The 17,376-nt window shown below is 71.0% G+C and carries 14 protein-coding genes; 4 read left to right on the top strand and 10 right to left on the bottom strand.

Features of this window, described 5'->3' with window-relative positions; genetic code table 11:
• Positions 1-23: 23 nt before the first annotated feature.
• Both ACFW22_RS02980 and ACFW22_RS02975 read left to right on the top strand, forming a co-directional pair.
• Positions 24-365: a PadR family transcriptional regulator gene (locus ACFW22_RS02980; RefSeq protein ID WP_386397968.1), complete on the top strand. Its 342-nt coding sequence runs from the start codon at positions 24-26 to the stop codon at positions 363-365.
• On the top strand, positions 362-1,096 hold the full coding sequence (locus ACFW22_RS02975) for a hypothetical protein (protein WP_386397964.1): 735 nt from the start codon (positions 362-364) through the stop codon (positions 1,094-1,096). The genes ACFW22_RS02980 and ACFW22_RS02975 overlap by 4 nt, the downstream gene beginning before the upstream one ends.
• Positions 1,097-1,103: 7 nt before the next feature.
• Here ACFW22_RS02975 and ACFW22_RS02970 read toward each other — a convergent pair whose 3' ends face one another.
• The gene (locus ACFW22_RS02970; RefSeq protein WP_386397960.1) at positions 1,104-1,640 is read right to left on the bottom strand and encodes a GNAT family N-acetyltransferase; all 537 of its coding nucleotides are present in this window, start codon (positions 1,638-1,640) and stop codon (positions 1,104-1,106) included.
• Between the two features lie 110 nt (positions 1,641-1,750).
• On the opposite strand from ACFW22_RS02970, the gene ACFW22_RS02965 reads away from it, so the two are divergent.
• The gene (locus ACFW22_RS02965) at positions 1,751-2,638 is read left to right on the top strand and encodes an alpha/beta fold hydrolase (RefSeq protein ID WP_386397957.1); all 888 of its coding nucleotides are present in this window, start codon (positions 1,751-1,753) and stop codon (positions 2,636-2,638) included.
• A gap of 64 nt (positions 2,639-2,702) precedes the next feature.
• Here ACFW22_RS02965 and pruA read toward each other — a convergent pair whose 3' ends face one another.
• Positions 2,703-4,334: an L-glutamate gamma-semialdehyde dehydrogenase gene (pruA, locus tag ACFW22_RS02960; protein WP_386397954.1), complete on the bottom strand. Its 1,632-nt coding sequence runs from the start codon at positions 4,332-4,334 to the stop codon at positions 2,703-2,705.
• A 30-nt stretch (positions 4,335-4,364) separates the two neighbouring features.
• Positions 4,365-5,291, bottom strand: a complete 927-nt coding sequence (locus tag ACFW22_RS02955; RefSeq protein ID WP_386397952.1) for a proline dehydrogenase family protein — start codon at positions 5,289-5,291, stop codon at positions 4,365-4,367.
• 193 nt (positions 5,292-5,484) lie between these two features.
• Between ACFW22_RS02955 and ACFW22_RS02950 the strand changes: the two genes are divergently transcribed.
• The gene (locus ACFW22_RS02950) at positions 5,485-6,672 is read left to right on the top strand and encodes a PucR family transcriptional regulator (RefSeq protein WP_386397950.1); all 1,188 of its coding nucleotides are present in this window, start codon (positions 5,485-5,487) and stop codon (positions 6,670-6,672) included.
• A gap of 111 nt (positions 6,673-6,783) precedes the next feature.
• Here ACFW22_RS02950 and ACFW22_RS02945 read toward each other — a convergent pair whose 3' ends face one another.
• From ACFW22_RS02945 to ACFW22_RS02915, 7 genes are all read right to left on the bottom strand, one after another.
• Complete coding sequence (locus tag ACFW22_RS02945) at positions 6,784-7,362, bottom strand: TetR/AcrR family transcriptional regulator (protein ID WP_386397947.1); 579 nt, start codon at positions 7,360-7,362, stop codon at positions 6,784-6,786.
• Between the two features lie 78 nt (positions 7,363-7,440).
• Positions 7,441-9,030 carry a phosphoglycerate dehydrogenase gene (gene serA / locus ACFW22_RS02940; RefSeq protein ID WP_386397942.1) on the bottom strand — a complete coding sequence of 530 codons (1,590 nt, stop codon included), beginning with the start codon at positions 9,028-9,030 and terminating at the stop codon, positions 7,441-7,443.
• Positions 9,031-9,266: 236 nt separating this feature from the next.
• Complete coding sequence (ilvC, locus tag ACFW22_RS02935) at positions 9,267-10,268, bottom strand: ketol-acid reductoisomerase (RefSeq protein ID WP_386397939.1); 1,002 nt, start codon at positions 10,266-10,268, stop codon at positions 9,267-9,269.
• Between the two features lie 119 nt (positions 10,269-10,387).
• A complete protein-coding gene (ilvN, locus tag ACFW22_RS02930; protein WP_384876516.1) occupies positions 10,388-10,915 on the bottom strand; it encodes an acetolactate synthase small subunit in 528 nt (175 codons plus the stop codon).
• Between the two features lie 32 nt (positions 10,916-10,947).
• Entirely contained in the window at positions 10,948-12,798 is a 1,851-nt protein-coding gene (locus tag ACFW22_RS02925; protein ID WP_386397935.1) for an acetolactate synthase large subunit, read from the bottom strand.
• 217 nt (positions 12,799-13,015) lie between these two features.
• On the bottom strand, positions 13,016-15,853 hold the full coding sequence (locus tag ACFW22_RS02920; RefSeq protein WP_386398026.1) for a putative bifunctional diguanylate cyclase/phosphodiesterase: 2,838 nt from the start codon (positions 15,851-15,853) through the stop codon (positions 13,016-13,018).
• A gap of 512 nt (positions 15,854-16,365) precedes the next feature.
• On the bottom strand, positions 16,366-17,331 hold the full coding sequence (locus ACFW22_RS02915; protein WP_386397930.1) for a 2-hydroxyacid dehydrogenase: 966 nt from the start codon (positions 17,329-17,331) through the stop codon (positions 16,366-16,368).
• Between the last annotated feature and the right edge of the window lie 45 nt (positions 17,332-17,376).

The following is a 17,376-nucleotide window of genomic DNA, read 5'->3' as shown; positions in this document are numbered from 1 at the left end:
CTAGCTAGTGATGAGATGCACGCATGGCCGCAGATCGCAGACCCAGCTGGCTCAAGGGCGTCCTCGACCTGCTCGTCCTCTCCTGCCTGACCGACGGCGAGAGCTACGGGTACGAGATCGCGAAGGCGCTCGCCGGTGCGGGCCTGGGCGAGATCAAGGGCGGGACGCTCTATCCCGTGCTGAACCGCCTGGAGCAGGCCGGTCTGGTGGAGGCCGAGTTCCGCGCCGCCGAGCGCGGCCCGGGACGCCGCTACTACCGGCTGACCGCGCCGGGCCGGGCCCATCTGGCGGCCGAGAGCGAGGCCTGGACGGAGTTCCACCGGGCCGTACGAGCGCAACTGCACGCAGGGGGAACCGCACCATGACCACCGACGCCTACTTCTCCGAACTGGCGGACGCACTGCGCGCCGCCGGCGTACCGGAGGCGCAGACCTCCTCGACCGTCGAGGACCTGCGGGCCCATCTCGCGGAGACCGGCACCGCCCCGGAGGAGGAGTTCGGGCCGGCCGCGTCCTTCGCCGCGCGGCTCGGCGGGCTCGCGCCGGAGCCCGCCGAGCCGGACGACCGCGCCGAGTCCTGGACCTGGACCGCCGACCTCTTCAACGACCGCAGGATGCTGGCCGTGCACGGCGCCCAGGGATGGGAGGTGGAGTCGCTCGATGCGCTCGGCCGCTTCGTCTGCCGCCGGGCGCCCGGCGTGGCCCTCACCTGGGAGTACCGTCGCGAAGTGATCAAGGGCGGAGGGCGCACCCGGGCGTTGGGCGAACTGGAGCCGGAAGGCTGGGAGTTGTGCGGAGAGTGGCTGGTGTACGGCTACTTCAAGCGCCCGCGGGCCGCGAGCGCCGGGCCGGCCGGGAACCTGGCGAGCCCACCCGCACGTCCGCACGGGTGGCTGTTCCTCAGCCGACGGGGCAAGGTCGCGCTCGCGATCTGGGCGGTGGCGGCGCTCGCGCTGCTCGGAGCGTCACTGACGGGGCTCGGGCTGCCGGGGTACGCGATCGCGCTCTTCGGGGTGGGCTGGGCCGCCTCCGCCACGTACACGGCGAGGCTGGAGACCGGCAAGGGGTACGTGCAGCAGGGGCGCCGACACCCCTGAGGCAGCGTCACATCACGTCGCCGTCCCGCCAGTCGAAGAGCAGCGGGACGGCGGTGTCGGGCAGGGGCCGACCGGCGGCCGGGCGCAGCAGCACGTACCCCTCCTCCTCGGCGAGGCGGACGATCCCGTCCGGCCCGAGGGCTTCGAGGCGCCCCTCCCAGACCTGCCAGCCGCGGGTCCGGTAGAGCGCGGCCCCGTCGTCCGAGGCGCCGAGCGCCCCGAAGGCGTAGGCCCCGTCGATCGCCCGCTCCAGCTCGGCCATCACGGCACCGCCGAGCCCCCGCCTCCTGAGGTCGCCGCGGACGGCGACCCCTTCCACGTATCCGACCCGGTGCGAGCGTCCCCGGTGGAGCGCCCGGCGCTGCACCAGGGCGCCGTGGGCGGCGATGCCCCGCTCGTCCTCGATCCAGGCGTGCAGGCCGCCGAGGGTGTGGTCCCAGTCCTCGTCGGAGAAGTCCCCCTCGAAGGCGACGTCGAGCATCCTGCGCACGGAGCGGAGCCTGGCGGAGCCGAGCTCATGGGTGGGTGCGGTCCTGACCGTCATGGCACCACCCTGCCACGGACAACTAACCCCTGAAAAGCCATTGACAGGTTAAACCTCCACCCCCTTGACTCTCCCTGTAACCATTCAACGCACCTTAAGAGGTTAGAACGATGCTCGTGCTGCCGATCCACCACCGCACCGCCACCGTCCGGGGACACGAGATCGCCTACCGCGAGGCCGGCCCGGTCGACGCACCGGCCCTTCTGCTCCTGCACGGCTTCCCCACCAGCTCGCGCATGTTCCGCGACCTGATGCCGCTGCTCGCCGACCGGTACCGCCTGGTCGCCCCCGACCACCTGGGCTTCGGTCGCAGCGCAGCCCCCTCGGCCGCCGCATTCGACTACACCTTCGCCGAACTCGCCGCGATCACTGCGGAGTTCACCGAGGCCGTCGGACTGGACCGATTCGCCCTCTACGTCCAGGACTACGGCGCCCCCCTCGGCCTCCGCCTCGCCCTCGCCCACCCCGACCGCATCACCGCGATCGTCAGCCAGAACGGCAACGCCTACGAGGAGGGCCTCGGCGCCGAGGCCTGGGCACCGGTCCTCGCCCTCGTCCGGGAACGCACCCCCGAGACCGAGGAGCCGGTCCGCGCCCTCCGCTCCCTCGACGGCATCAGATGGCAGTACGAGACGGGCGTCCCCGCCGCGTACCGGGACCTGATCGACCCGGACTCCTGGCACCACGACGCCGCCCTGATGGCCCGCGAGGGACAGGACGCCGTCCAGCTGGACCTGATCGCCGACTACGGCTCCAACCTCACGCTCTACCCCGCCTTCCAGGAGTACTTCCGCACGTCCCGGGTCCCGCTCCTCGCCGTCTGGGGAGAGGGCGACCGGGTCTTCGTGCCGGCGGGCGCCGAAGCCTTCCGCCGCGACCTCCCGGACGCCGAGGTCCACCTCCTGCCCACCGGCCACTTCGCCCTGGAGACCCATGCGCCGACGATCGCCGCGCTCATCGACGACTTCCTGGGGCGCCGTGCGGTCCGGGGGGAATGAGAACCGCCCCCGTCCTCGATTGGGGGACCGAGGAGGGGGGCGGTGATCAGGGGGAGCTACGGCATCAGCCCATGTGCGGGTAGCCGTACTCGGTCGGCGGGACCAGCGTCTCCTTGATGGCGCGGGTCAGCGTCCAGCGCATCAGGTTCTGCGGGGCGCCCGCCTTGTCGTTCGTGCCCGAGGCACGGCCGCCGCCGAAGGGCTGCTGGCCGACGACGGCGCCGGTCGACTTGTCGTTGATGTAGAAGTTGCCCGCGGCGAAGCGGAGCTTCTCCATCGTGTACGCGGCGGCGGCGCGGTCACCGGAGATGACCGAGCCGGTCAGGGCGTAGTCGGAGACCGACTCCATCTGGGTCAGCATGGCGTCGTACTGGTCGTCCTCGTAGACGTGGACCGCGAGGATCGGGCCGAAGTACTCGGCCTTGAAGACCTCGTTCTCCGGGTCGGTGCACTCGATGACGGTCGGACGGACGAAGTAGCCCACCGAGTCGTCGTAGCTGCCGCCGGCGATGATCGTGCAGCTCGGGTCGGCTGCGGCACGGTCGATCGCCGCCTTGTTCTTGGCGAACGAACGCTCGTCGATGACGGCGCCGATGAAGTTCGACAGATCGGTGACGTCACCCATGGCGATGCCGTCGACCTCGGCCGCGAACTCCTCCTTGAAACCGTCGTTCCAGAGGGAGGCCGGGATGTAGGCGCGCGAGGAAGCGGAGCACTTCTGGCCCTGGAACTCGAAGGAGCCACGGGTCAGCGCGGTCTTCAGGACGGCACGGTCGGCGCTGGGGTGGGCGACGACGAAGTCCTTGCCGCCGGTCTCGCCGACGATCCGCGGGTAGGAGCGGTACTTCTCGATGTTGGTGCCGACCGTCTTCCACAGGTGCTGGAAGGTCTTGGTCGAGCCGGTGAAGTGGATGCCGGCCAGGTCGGGGTGGTTCAGGGCCACCTCGGAGACGGCGATGCCGTCACCGGTCACCAGGTTGATGACGCCCTTCGGCAGACCGGCCTCCTCCAGGAGCTCCATGAGGAGCACGGCGGAGTGCGTCTGCGTCGGGGACGGCTTCCACACCACGACGTTGCCCATCAGGGCGGGAGCGGTGGGCAGGTTGCCCGCGATGGCCGTGAAGTTGAACGGCGTGATCGCGTAGACGAAGCCCTCCAGCGGGCGGTGGTCCAGACGGTTCCAGACGCCCGGGGAGTTCGCCGGCGGCTGCTCCGCGAGGATCTGACGGGCGTACGCCACGTTGAAGCGCCAGAAGTCGACGAGCTCGCACGGGGTGTCGATCTCGGCCTGCTGGGCGGTCTTCGACTGGCCGAGCATGGTGGACGCGGCCAGCGTCTCGCGCCACGGACCGGCGAGCAGCTCGGCGGCGCGCAGGATGATCGCGGCACGGTCATCGAAGGACATCGCGCGCCAGGCCGGGGCCGCGGCGAGGGCGGCGTCGACCGCGTCCTGGGCGTCCTGCTCGGTGGCGCCGCGGAAGGTGCCGATGACGGCCCGGTGGTTGTGCGGCTGGACGACCTCGAACTCCTCGCCGCCTCCGAGGCGCTTCACTCCGCCGATGGTCATCGGCAGTTCGCGCGGGTTCTCGGCCAGCTCCTTGAGCTTGGTCTCGAGGCGGGCGCGCTCGGGGGAGCCGGGGGCGTAGCTGTGCACCGGCTCGTTGACCGGAGCGGGGACCTGGGTGACAGCGTCCATGAGTCGCGTAACTCCTTGTGAGAGGTGGGTTCAGCCCTTGGTGAGGACGGAGCGGACGAAGAAGAGGAGGTTGGCCGGCTTCTCCGCGAGGCGGCGCATGAAGTAGCCGTACCAGTCGGTGCCGTACGCGGTGTAGACGCGCATGCGGTGGCCCTCCGCGGCGAGGCGGTTCTGCTCCTCGCTGCGGATGCCGTACAGCATCTGGAACTCGTACTCGTCCAGCTTGCGCCCGGCGCGGCGGGCCAGCTCCTGGGCGATGGAGATCAGGCGCGGGTCGTGCGAGCCGACCATCGGGTAGCCCTCGCCGTCCATCAGGATCTTCATGATCCGGACGTACGCCTTGTCGATCTCGGCCTTGTCCTGGAGGGCGACGGAGGCGGGCTCCTTGTAGGCGCCCTTCACGATCCGGACCCGGGAGCCGTTCTCGGCGAGGCGGCGGGCGTCCTCCTCGGTGCGGAAGAGGTACGCCTGGATGACGCAGCCGGTCTGCGGGAAGTCCTTCCGGAGCTCCTCGTGGATGGCGAACATCGAGTCGAGGGTGGTGTGGTCCTCGGCGTCCAGGGTGACGGTGGTGCCGATCTCGGCGGCAGCGGCCACGACCGGGCGCACGTTCGCGAGGGCCAGCTCGTGGCCGTCCTCCAGCGACTGGCCGAACATCGACAGCTTCACGGACATCTCGGCGCGCTCGCCGAGGCCCAGCTCCTTGAGGCGGCCGATGAGCTCCAGGTAGGCGTCCCGGGCGGCGTACGACTGCTCGACGGTGGTGATGTCCTCACCGACGACGTCGAGGGTGACCTCCAGGCCCCGTCCGCTCAGCTCGGAGACGATCGGGACGACGTCGCCGACCGTCTCCCCGGCGATGAAGCGGGCGACGACCTGCTTGGTCCCTGGGGCGGCCGAAACGAGACGGCGCATCTTGTCGCTGCGCGACGCGGCGAGGATCACGGGACCCAGCACGGGGCACCTCCAAAGGGCAAAGGTAGGACGGGGCCGTACCCGGATCAAGGGAACGAAACGGGAACGGCACGGGGAACCACCGTGAAACCTATGGATCGCTCCGATCGTCCGCCATCTACAGCTGTCACGCATCCGTGGCCCACGCCTCATACATCTGTCTGAGGAACTTCCCGGCGGGTGCGAGAATGTGGCCGTGAAGGGCGATTACCAGGATCTGGTGGACGAGATCTCGGCGCTGCTCGGCGCCCCCGCGACACTGGAGAACCGCGACTTCGGCCTGATCGCCTTCGGAGCCCACGACAGCGACGACGACAGCGCCATGGACCCGGTCAGGACCCGCTCGATCCTCACCCGCAAGTCCTCCCCCGCGGTCCGCGCCTGGTTCGAGGGCTTCGGCATCACCCGGGCCACCGGCCCGGTCCGCATCCCCGCCGCCCCCGACGCCGGCGTCTTCCGGGACCGGATCTGCCTGCCCGTACGCCATCGGGGTGTCGTGCTGGGATACGTGTGGCTGCTCGACGCCGAGCCGGGGCCCTCGCACGCGCGGCTCACCGCGGCGATGGAGGTCGCCGCCCGCATCGGCGACCTCCTCGCCGACGAGGAGCGGGCGGGCGCGGACCTCTCCCGGGAACTGCGGGCCGCCCTGACCGCGGAGCGCGGCTGGCAGTACGACATGGCCGTCACCGCCCTGCGCGCCGCGCTCGGCCCGGACGCGGAGGGGCTCCACGCCGTGATGTGCCGGGCCCCCTGGTCCGACGAGGACGCCCCGTCCCCGCGTGCGGTCCCCGGCGCCGCCGCCCTGTGCACCCTTCCGTGGCGCCCGCCACCCCTCCCGCCCTCCGGTTCTCCGGGTTCCGCGCCGCCGGAGGGCGGAGCGCCCCGCGCCCTCGCGGTCCTGGTGCGACTGCGGTCGGCCGACAACCTGTCCCCCGTCACCACCGCGACGACCCGGCTGGGCGACCCCACGGCCCCCGCGGCCGTCACCGGCGTGGCCACTCCCCGGCGGGGCCTGGCGGACCTGGACGCCTCCTGGCGCGAGGCCACTGCGGCGGCCCGTGCGGCAACCGCCCGCCCCCTGCTCGGCCCGGTCGCGGATTGGTCGGCGATCGGCCCGTACCGGCTGCTCACCGCCCTGCCCCCGGCCGAACCGGACCCCGCGGTGCGCGCCCTGCTCGCCCCGACCCACGCCGAACTGGCCCGCACCGCCGAGGCGTTCCTCGACCACGCGGGCCAGGCGGGCCGCACCGCGGCGGCCCTGGGCATCCACCGGCAGACCCTCTACTACCGACTCTCCCGGGTCGAGCAGCTCACCGGCCTCGATCTGGACGCGGGCGAGGACCGACTCCTCCTCCACATGGCGCTCAAGGCGGCCCGGCTGTGAATCCGCCCGGTGCACGATGGGGACCGGACCGCAGCAGTACGGTTGCGGCACCCCGCCCCGCCCGCGTCCCCCTGGGCACGGCCACGGCCGCGGGGGACGCGCGGGCCTTTCCTACGGGCCCTCCATCAGGACCCTGAGCCCCTCGGTGAGGTCGTCCGCGCTCGGCGCGGTCTCCGGGTCCACCATCCACTGGATCATGACGCCGGTCGCCAGGGCCTGGCAGAGCAACCCGGCCACCCGCGCCTTCTCCGGGTGCGCCTCCGGGTCGATGCCGAGGAAGCCCGCGGCCATTCCGAGCCGCCCCTCCCGCTGCGGCTCCTTGATCGCCTCCCGCAGCTTCTCGTCGTCGTCGAGCCGGGTGACGATCTCGGTCTGCAGCTTCCAGAGCGGGCGGCTCGCTCCGGCGGCGGCGATGACCTGTTCCCAGACGGCGTGGAACCGCTGGTAGGGGTCGGCCGGGAGGTCCTGCTTCTCCTCGCCGGAGCCCGCCGCCCCGGCCCGGCCGCCCCACTCTTCGGTGAGGGCCAGGAAGGCCTGCTGGAGCAGGGCGTCCTTGGAGCCGTAGTGGTAACCGATGGAGGCGAGGTTGGTGCCCGAGGCGGCGACGACGTCACGCGCCGTGGTGCGCCCGTACCCCTTCTCCAGGAGGCAGCGCTTGGCGCCTTCGAGGAGGTCTTCCTTGTGTCCCATGACAGCACCGTACCCGGCTGCTAGACGTTCGTGTAAGACGATCGTCTGACAGCCGGGTACGAGGGGCCGGACCTCGTGTCAGACGAGGTTGACCGAGCGGGCCGAGGTGGCGCCGATCTCCAGGGCGATCTCCGCGAGCACCGGAGCCGGGAGGGTGTCGTCCACGGTGAGCACGACGAGCGCCTCGCCGCCCTCCTCCACGCGGGAGACCTGCATGCCGGCGATGTTGAGGCCCGCTTCACCGAGGATCCGGCCGACGGTGCCGACGACGCCCGGGCGGTCCTCGTAGCGCAGCACGACCATGTGGTCGGCGAGCGCCAGGTCCACGTCGTAGTCACCGACGGCGACGATCTTCTGGAGGTGCTTGGGGCCGGCGAGCGTGCCGGAGACCGCGACCTCCTCGCCACTCGCCAGAGTGCCGCGCACGGTGACGACGTTGCGGTGGTCCGGCGACTCGGAGCTGGTCGTCAGACGGACCTCGACACCGCGCTCCTGCGCGAACAGCGGGGCGTTGACGTACGACACGGTCTCGTCGACCACGTCCTCGAACACGCCCTTGAGTGCGGAGAGTTCGAGCACCTTCACATCGTGCTGGGTGATCTCGCCGTAGACCTCGACATCGAGCCGGGCGGCGACCTCGCCGGCGAGCGCGGTGAAGATCCGGCCGAGCTTCTCGGCGAGCGGCAGACCCGGCTTCACGTCCTCGGCGATGACGCCGCCCTGGACGTTGACCGCGTCCGGAACCAGCTCCCCGGCGAGCGCCAGGCGCACCGACTTGGCGACCGCGACGCCGGCCTTCTCCTGGGCCTCGTCCGTGGAGGCGCCGAGGTGCGGGGTGCAGACGACCTGGTCGAGCTCGAAGAGCGGGGAGTCCGTGCAGGGTTCCTTGGCGTACACGTCGAGGCCGGCGCCGGCGACGCGCCCCTCCTTGAGCGCCGAGTACAGCGCCGCCTCGTCCACGATTCCGCCGCGCGCGGCGTTGACGATGCGGACGCCCGGCTTGACCTTGTGCAACGCCTCGTCACCGATGAGACCGACGGTCTCCGGGGTCTTCGGCAGGTGGACGGTGATGAAGTCGGCGACTTCGAGCAGCTCCTCCAGGGCGAGGAGCTTGACGCCCATCTGGGCGGCGCGGGCCGGCTGGACATAGGGGTCGTACGCGACGACCTTCATCCCGAAGGCGGACATCCGCTGGGCCACGAGGACGCCGATGCGGCCGAGGCCGACCACGCCGAGGGTCTTCTCGCTGAGCTCGACGCCCGTGTACTTCGAGCGCTTCCACTCGCCGTTCTTCAGCGCGGTGTTGGCCTGGGGGATGTTGCGCGCGGTGGCGACCAGCAGGCCGCACGCGAGTTCGGCCGCGGTGACGATGTTCGAGGTGGGGGCGTTGACGACCATCACGCCGGCCTTGGTGGCGGCGGAGACGTCGACGTTGTCCAGACCGACGCCGGCGCGGGCGACGACCCGCAGCTTGCGGGCGGCGGCGATGGCCTCGGCGTCGACCTTGGTCGCGGAACGGACCAGGATCGCGTCCACATCGGCGATGGCGGGGATCAACTCGGCCCGGTCGGCGCCGTTGCAGTGCCGGATCTCGAAGTCCGGGCCCAGTGCGTCGACGGTGGCGGGCGACAGCTCTTCAGCGATGAGTACGACGGGTTTCGAGCTCACGTGAGTCCTCACAGGTCCAGTGCGGACGGCCGTCCCGACGGCCGCAGGCGGTGGAGGGGCTTGCCGCGTGAAAGCGCACGACGCTGTGGGCCTGACGCGTATGTTGTTGAGAAGTGTAGTGGCGCATCGGCGCCGTGCATGCGCCTCGTTGGAAGGATCACCCGTCCGTGGTTGGACGGGCTGTCCAAGGATGGGGGAAGGGGCCGGACACACCGTCCGGCCCCACCCCCGAAGGCTTACGCCTCCTCGTCGTTCACCCAGCTCATGAGCTTGCGCAGCTCCTTGCCGGTGGTCTCCAGGAGGTGGTGGGAGTCCTGGGTCTTGTACTCGTTGTACTTCTTCAGACCGCCGTGGTACTCCGCCATCCACTCCTTGGCGAAGGTGCCGTCCTGGATCTCCGCCAGGACCTTCTTCATCTCGGCCTTGGTGGCGTCGGTGATGATCCGGGGGCCGGTCACGTAGTCGCCCCACTCGGCGGTCTCGGAGACCGACCAGCGCATCTTCTCCAGGCCGCCCTCGTACATGAGGTCGACGATGAGCTTCAGCTCGTGCAGGCACTCGAAGTAGGCGATCTCCGGCTGGTAGCCGGCCTCGGTCAGGGTCTCGAAGCCCGCCTTGACCAGGGCCGCGGTGCCACCGCAGAGGACGGCCTGCTCACCGAACAGGTCGGTCTCGGTCTCCTCGGTGAAGGTCGTCTTGATGACGCCGGCGCGGGTGCCGCCGATGCCCTTGGCGTACGAGAGCGCCAGCGCGAAGGCGTTGCCCGTCGCGTCCTGCTCGACGGCGGCGATGCACGGAACGCCGCGGCCCTCCTCGTACTGACGGCGGACCAGGTGGCCCGGGCCCTTCGGGGCGACCAGGGCGACGTCGACGCCCTCGGGGAGCTTGATGAAGCCGTAGCGGACGTTCAGGCCGTGGCCGAAGAAGAGCGCGTCGCCCTCCTTCAGGTTGTCCTTGATGGACTCCTCGTAGACCTGGGCCTGGATCGGGTCCGGGGTCAGGATCATGATGAGGTCGGCCTCGGCCGCGGCCTCGGCGACGGAGACGACGCGCAGGCCCTGCTCCTCGGCCTTGGCCTTCGACTTCGAACCCTCCTGCAGGCCGACGCGGACGTCGACACCGGAGTCACGGAGCGACAGCGCGTGGGCGTGGCCCTGGCTGCCGTAACCGATCACCGCGACCTTGCGGCCCTGGATGATGGACAGGTCGGCGTCGTCGTCGTAGAACAGCTCGGCCACTGGGAATCTCCTTGAGGTGCTGGTGTTGCGTCCCACCGTACGGCGGGGAGCGGGAGGAAGGTTTTCGGGTCTCGTCAGTCGGACCGCCGGATGAACCGGCGGTTGACCTCCGAAGACTCTCAGGCGCTGCGGTCGAGGGCCCGCAGGGACCGGTCCGTGATGGACCGGGCGCCACGCCCTATGGCGATCGTGCCGGACTGCACGAGCTCCTTGATGCCGAACTGCTCCAGCATCTTGAGCATCGCGTCGAGCTTGTCACTCGAACCGGTGGCCTCGATGGTGACCGCCTCGGGCGAGACGTCCACGGTCTTGGCGCGGAACAGCTGCACGATCTCGACGATCTGGGAGCGGGTCTCGTTGTCGGCGCGGACCTTCACCAGGACGAGCTCGCGCTGGATCGCAGCGCCGGGCTCGAGTTCGACGATCTTCAGGACGTTGACCAGCTTGTTGAGCTGCTTGGTGACCTGCTCCAGGGGCAGGTCCTCGACACTGACCACGATGGTGATGCGGGAGATGTCGGGGTGTTCGGTGACGCCGACGGCGAGCGAGTCGATGTTGAAGCCGCGGCGGGAGAACAGGGCGGCGATCCGGGCGAGGATGCCGGGCGTGTTCTCGACGAGAACGGAGAGCGTGTGCTTGGTGGACATGTCTGGGTCTCTTCCTCTATCGCTCTGCGCGCTCAGTCGTCTTCGCCGTCGCCGAAGTCGGGGCGGACGCCCCGTGCGGCCATGACCTCGTCGTTCGAGGTTCCGGCGGCGACCATCGGCCAGACCTGGGCGTCCTCGTGGACGATGAAGTCGACCACGACCGGGCGGTCGTTGATGGCATTGGCCTCGGCGATGACCTTGTCCAGGTCGGCCGGGTCCTCACAGCGCAGGGCGACACAGCCCATGGCCTCGGAGAGCTTGACGAAGTCGGGGACGCGGGTGCCCTTGTTCGCCTGGACGTCGTCCGGGCCGGAGTGCAGGACGGTGTTGGAGTAGCGCTGGTTGTAGAAGAGGGTCTGCCACTGGCGGACCATGCCGAGGGCGCCGTTGTTGATGATGGCGACCTTGATCGGGATGTTGTTCAGGGCGCAGGTGGTGAGTTCCTGGTTGGTCATCTGGAAGCAGCCGTCACCGTCGATCGCCCAGACGGGCCGGTCGGGCAGGCCTGCCTTCGCGCCCATCGCGGCGGGGACCGCGTAGCCCATCGTCCCGGCACCGCCGGAGTTCAGCCAGGTCGCCGGCTGCTCGTAGTCGATGAAGTGGGCGGCCCACATCTGGTGCTGGCCGACGCCCGCCGCGAAGATCGTCCCCTCGGGGGCGAGCTGGCCGATGCGCTGGATGACCTGCTGCGGCGAGAGGCTGCCGTCCTCCGGCAGGTCGTAGCCGAGCGGGTAGGTCTCGCGCCAGCGGCTCAGGTCGCTCCACCAGGCGCTGTAGTCGCCCTTGTTGCCCTCGCTGTGCTCCGCCTGGACGGCCTGGACCAGGTCGGCGATGACCTCGCGGGCGTCACCGACGATCGGGACGTCGGCCGTGCGGTTCTTGCCGATCTCGGCCGGGTCGATGTCCGCGTGGACGACCTTGGCGTACGGGGCGAAGCTGTCGAGCTTGCCGGTGACGCGGTCGTCGAAGCGGGCGCCGAGGGCGACGATCAGGTCGGCCTTCTGCAGTGCGGTGACGGCGGTGACCGCGCCGTGCATGCCGGGCATGCCGACGTGCAGCGGGTGGCTGTCGGGGAACGCACCGAGCGCCATCAGGGTGGTGGTGACCGGGGCGCCGGTGAGCTCGGCGAGGATCTTCAGCTCCGCGGTGGCACCGGCCTTGATGACGCCGCCGCCGACGTAGAGGACGGGCCGCTTGGCCGCGGAGATCAGCTTGGCGGCCTCGCGGATCTGCTTGGCGTGCGGCTTGGTCACCGGGCGGTAGCCGGGCAGGTCGGTCTGCGGCGGCCAGCTGAAGGTGGTCTTCGCCTGGAGGGCGTCCTTGGCAATGTCGACCAGGACCGGGCCCGGACGGCCGGTGGAGGCGATGTGGAAGGCCTCGGCGATCGTCCGCGGGATGTCCTCGGCCTTGGTGACGAGGAAGTTGTGCTTGGTGATCGGCATCGTGATGCCGCAGATGTCCGCCTCCTGGAAGGCGTCCGTGCCGATCGCCTTCGAGGCGACCTGGCCGGTGATCGCGACGAGCGGGACCGAGTCCATGTGGGCGTCGGCGATCGGGGTGACCAGGTTGGTGGCGCCGGGTCCCGAGGTCGCCATGCAGACCCCGACCTTGCCGGTCGCCTGGGCGTAACCGGTGGCGGCGTGCCCCGCGCCCTGCTCGTGACGGACCAGGATGTGGCGCACCCGCTGCGAGTCCATCATCGGGTCGTAGGCCGGGAGGATCGCGCCGCCGGGAATGCCGAAGACGGTGTCGGCGCCCACTTCCTCGAGAGAACGGATGAGGGACTGCGCACCCGTGACGTGCTCGACGGTGGTAGCGGACTGCGCGCCGCTACGGGGCCGCGGCTGCGGATGGTGCCCGGTGGCCTGCTCGGTCATCAGCATCTCTTCTCGAAGCAGAGGGTTTTCGCGAGGGTTTGGTACGACTCGGGGGCGAGCCGGTGCAACAAAAAACCCCTCGTGCCGTGAGGCAAGCGAGGGGAGCGCGTCGGGTGCGTTTCAGGCGGGCCTTCTCTGGGGGCCTGCCTCAGCCGACGCGCTTTCCAAGTACGAGAATTCGGGTGCGCATGGCACTGACCCTCCCTCTCCGCCCTCGTGACTGTCAAGTGGGTGGGACGGGCGTCTCATTATTTGAGCGAATCGGGGGATGGTTTCCGACACGGACGGGGACCGTCCCGGGCAGTGGATAGTCGTCCCGCACGAGGGCCCTGCGCAGCCGGTACTCGTCGAGCGGCCCGGAGAAGGCCATGCCCTGGGCGTGGCTGCACCCCATCGCGCGCAGGGCGATGACCTGCTCCGGCACGTCGACGCCCTCGGCGACGGTCCGCAGGCCGAGCTCACCGGCGATGCGGAGCACCCCGCGGGTGATCTTGCGCAGGCGGGCCGACTCCACGACGCCCTCGACGAGGCCCCGGTCCAGCTTCAGTATGTCGACGGGGAGCCTCCGCAGCGCGTTGATCGCCATGTGTCCGCTGCCGAATCCGTCGAGCGCGATCCGGATGCCGAGTCGGCGCAGGGCGACCAGGCGTTGTTCGAGTTCGTCGAGCGAGGTCCGGGGGTCGCTGTCGGCGAGTTCGACGATCAGCGAGCCGGAGGGCAGGCCGTGCCGGGTGAGGAGCGACTCGATCGAGCCGAGGGGCAGCGAGCGGTCCAGCAGGCGGCGGGCCGGGAGGCGGACGGCGACGGGCGTGCGGTGGCCGATTCCGGCCCGCTCGGCGGCTTGCTCGATGGCTTCCTCCAGGAGCCAGCGGCCGAGCTCGGCGGTGCGCTCGCCGTCGTCGGTGACGCGGAGGTACTCGGTGGGGGTGAACAGGATGCCCTGGGTGGACCGCCAGCGGGCCTGGGCGCTGACGGCGGCGATCCGGCCGGTGGCGAGGTCGACGACCGGCTGGTGGAGCAGGGCGAACTCGCCGTCGTGGAGGGCCGTGCGCAGCCGGGTGGCCAACTCGGTCCGACGCGCCACCTCGGCCTGCATCTGCGGGGCGTAGAGCTCGACGCGGTCCTTGCCCGCGGCCTTCGCCCGGTACATCGCCAGGTCGGCGTTGCGCAGCAGGGCGCCGGCCTCGATGCCGGGCTCGGCGAAGGCGACGCCGATGGAGGCGGCGACCCGGACCTCGTTGCCGCCGTCCACGCGGTAGGGCTGGGAGAGGGTGAGCCGGAGGCGGTCGGCGATCTCCTGGACCTGGGTGTGGCGGGCGGCCTGGTCGCGGCTGCCGTCGCCGAGGATGAGGGCGGCGAACTCGTCGCCGCCGAGCCGGGCCGCGGTGTCCCCGGCGCGCACGGAGTCGTGGAGGCGACGGGCGGCCTGGACGAGGAGGTCGTCGCCGGCTTGGTGTCCGAGCCGGTCGTTGACCCCCTTGAAGCCGTCGAGGTCGATGAAGAGCACGGCGGTGCCGGGGTCGGAGGAGCGGCGGCCCCCGAGGGCCTGCCGGACGCGTCGGGTGAAGAGGGCCCGGTTGGGCAGGTCGGTGAGCGGGTCGTGCTCGGCGTTGTGCTGCAACTGGGCCTGGAGGCGGACGCGTTCGGTGACGTCGCGGCTGTTGAAGATCAGGCCGCCCTGGTGCCGGTTGACGGTCGACTCGACGTTGAGCCAATCGCCGCGGCCGGAACGGAAGCGGCACTCGATCCGGGTGGTGGGCTCGGTGGCGGGCGAAGCCGCCAGGAAGCGGCGCACCTCGTGGATGACGGCGCCGAGGTCCTCGGGGTGGATGAGGGCGGCGAGTTCGGAGCCGACGAGTTCGTCGGCGTCCCGTCCGTACACGCCGGAAGCGGCGGGGCTGACGTAGCGGAGCGTCCCGGTGGGGGCGGCGATCATGATGACGTCGCTCGATCCCTGCACGAGGGACCTGAAGTGGTTCTCCTTCTGGGCCAGTTCGTGGGTGAGGGCGATGTTGTCGAGGAGCATGATGCCCTGCCGCACGACGAGGGCGAGCACCACGGTGCAGCCGGTGAGGACGACGACGCGGTCGACCCGGCGGCCCTCGACCACGTTGTACAGGATGCCGAGGGTGCAGACGGCCGCGGCGAGGTACGGGGTGAGAGCGGCGAGCGAGCCGGCGACCGGGCGGCTGTGGAGCCAGGGACCGCGCGCGGAGGTCACGTTGTCCGGGGGGCGGCGCACTCCCCAGGGGGCATAGGCGAGGAGCAGCGAGCCGGCGAACCAGCCGGCGTCGAGCAGTTGGCCGGAGGCGTAGTTCTCGCGGAGCAGCGGCGAGGTGAACAGGGCGTCGCACAGCACGGTCAGGGCGAGGGCGGCGATCGCGGTGTTCGTCGCCGAGCGGTTCGCCTGGGAGCGCCTGAAGTGCAGGACCAGGACCATGCTGACGAGCACGATGTCGAGCAGCGGGTACGCCAGTGACAGGGCGGCCTGCGCCACGGACTCGCCCTCGAAGTCCGCGGTGCGGGCCAGGGCGAGGCTCCAGGAGAGCGTGAGCAGGGAGCCGCCGATCAGCCAGGCGTCGAGCGCGAGGCAGACCCAGCCGGCCCGGGTGACCGGCTTCTTGGCGAGGACGAGGAGGCCCACGATGGCGGGCGGGGCGAAGAGCAGGAAGAAGAGGTCCGCCGCGGAGGTGTCCGGCACGTCGACGCGGAGCACGACTTCGTACCAGCCCCACACGGCGTTTCCGGCAGCCGCCATGAAGGAGGAGAAGGCGAAGAGCAGCCAGGCCGGTCGAGCGCTGCCGCGGTGGGCGCGGCCGTAGAGGAAGCAGGAGACCGCGGCGGTGAGCGCGGCGGCGCTGAGGCCGAAGTCGCCCATGAAGAGCGCCAGTCGGGGGGATCCCCAGCCGAGGGAGGCACCGGTGGTGTAGCCCGCACAGACGATCCCGAGGGCGATCTGGGCGACCGCACCGCCGAGGCGCGGGCGCCCGGGGTCCGGGGTGCCGGGGGTGCCGCCGCTGCCGGCGGCGGGGCGGTGGAGGACCGCCCCGGGCGCGCTCACCGCCCCCTCCGGCACCGGGCCGCCACAGCCGGCCGCCTCGTGCGACCGCGCCGTGGGTTCGCCGGCGGTCCCGGTGGCGCCCCCGGGGCCGTCGTGGGTGGTGTGCTCGCACCCGGCGCGGTCGTGGGTGGTGCGCTCGCGCCCGGCACCGCCCCGTGGCTCGCGCCCGGCGTCCGGCGCTGCGGCCTGTGGTCCGCGGTGCGGGGCGGCCTGGCCCGGCACCGAGCAGGCGAGGTCGGCGGCGACGTGCGGAAGGCTCGGCGACGGCGGCGGCGCCGTGTCGGATCGTCGATCCCTCGGCCGCACTCCACCCGTCACCCCCCTCGGAATCTGATGTCCCGTCACTTTGCTCCCCGGCGTCAGCCCGTACTCGACGCAGTCCCCCGCCATCGGACGATACACCAGGACCGTCACTCAGGGACAGGGTGACGGTACTCTCCGTGACGGGCGGAGCGTTCGTGGGCGACCGAGGAGGCACACACCACCCGAACGGGCGAACACGGGCCCGCGGTTCAGTCGGTGGTGAGGATGACGTTGACCAGTTCCTCGCCCGCAGCGAACCTCCGCAACTGTCCGGCGATCAGCCGCTTCGCCCTCGGCATGAAGGCCGAAGTGGAACCTCCCACATGAGGGCTGATCAGAACACCCGGAGCGTGCCACAAGGGGTGTCCGGCCGGCAGCGGTTCGGGGTCCGTGACGTCCAGGGCCGCCGTGATCCGGCCGCCCTCGACCTCCTTGAGCAGTGCCGACGTGTCGACGACCGGCCCCCGGGCGACGTTCACCAGGAGCGCCCCGTCCTTCATCCGGGCGAGGAACCCGGCGTCGACGAGGTGCGTGGTCTCGGGCGTGAGCGGCGTGGAGAGCACGACCACGTCCGCTTCCGGAAGGAGTGCGGGCAGCTCCGTCAGGGCGTGCACCGGGCCGCGCCCTGTGGTGCGGGCGGAGCGCGCGACGCGCGCCACCCGCGCGCATTCGAAGGGTGCGAGCCGGTCCTCGATGGCGGAACCGATCGAGCCGTACCCGACGATCAGGACGGACTTGTCGGCGAGGGCCGGGTAGAAACCGGCCCGCCATTCCTCGGCGTCCTGGCCGCGCACGAAGCCGGGGATGCCGCGCAGGGAGGCGAGGACGAGGGCGAGCGCGAGCTCCGCGGTGCTGGCCTCGTGGACGCCCTTGGCATTGCAGAGGGAGACCCCCGGCGGCAACAGGCCGACGCCCGGCGTGACGTGGTCGATGCCGGCGGACATCGTCTGCACGACACGGACCGAGGTCATCGCGCCCAGCGGCCGTACGGCGATCTCCGAGCCCTTCATGTAGGGGACGACGTAGAACGCACAGCGCGCCGGATCGGCGGGGAACTCGGGACCGCCGTCCCAGAAGAGGTAGCTGAAGCCCGACTCCCCCGGTGCGGGGAGCCCCTCGATCTCGTCCGCCGGAACGGGAAGCCACACGTCAGCGGTCGTGTCTTCGAATCTCATGACCGGGAGGCTATGCGATGAACCTCCCGCCCCATTGGTTAGTTT

It is taken from the genome of Streptomyces sp. NPDC058872, from assembly GCF_042743065.1.
In the GTDB taxonomy this organism is placed as follows: Bacteria; Actinomycetota; Actinomycetes; order Streptomycetales; family Streptomycetaceae; genus Streptomyces.
The sequence above is the reverse complement of the archived record's forward strand: the minus strand, read 5'-3'. Positions and strand labels throughout refer to the sequence as shown.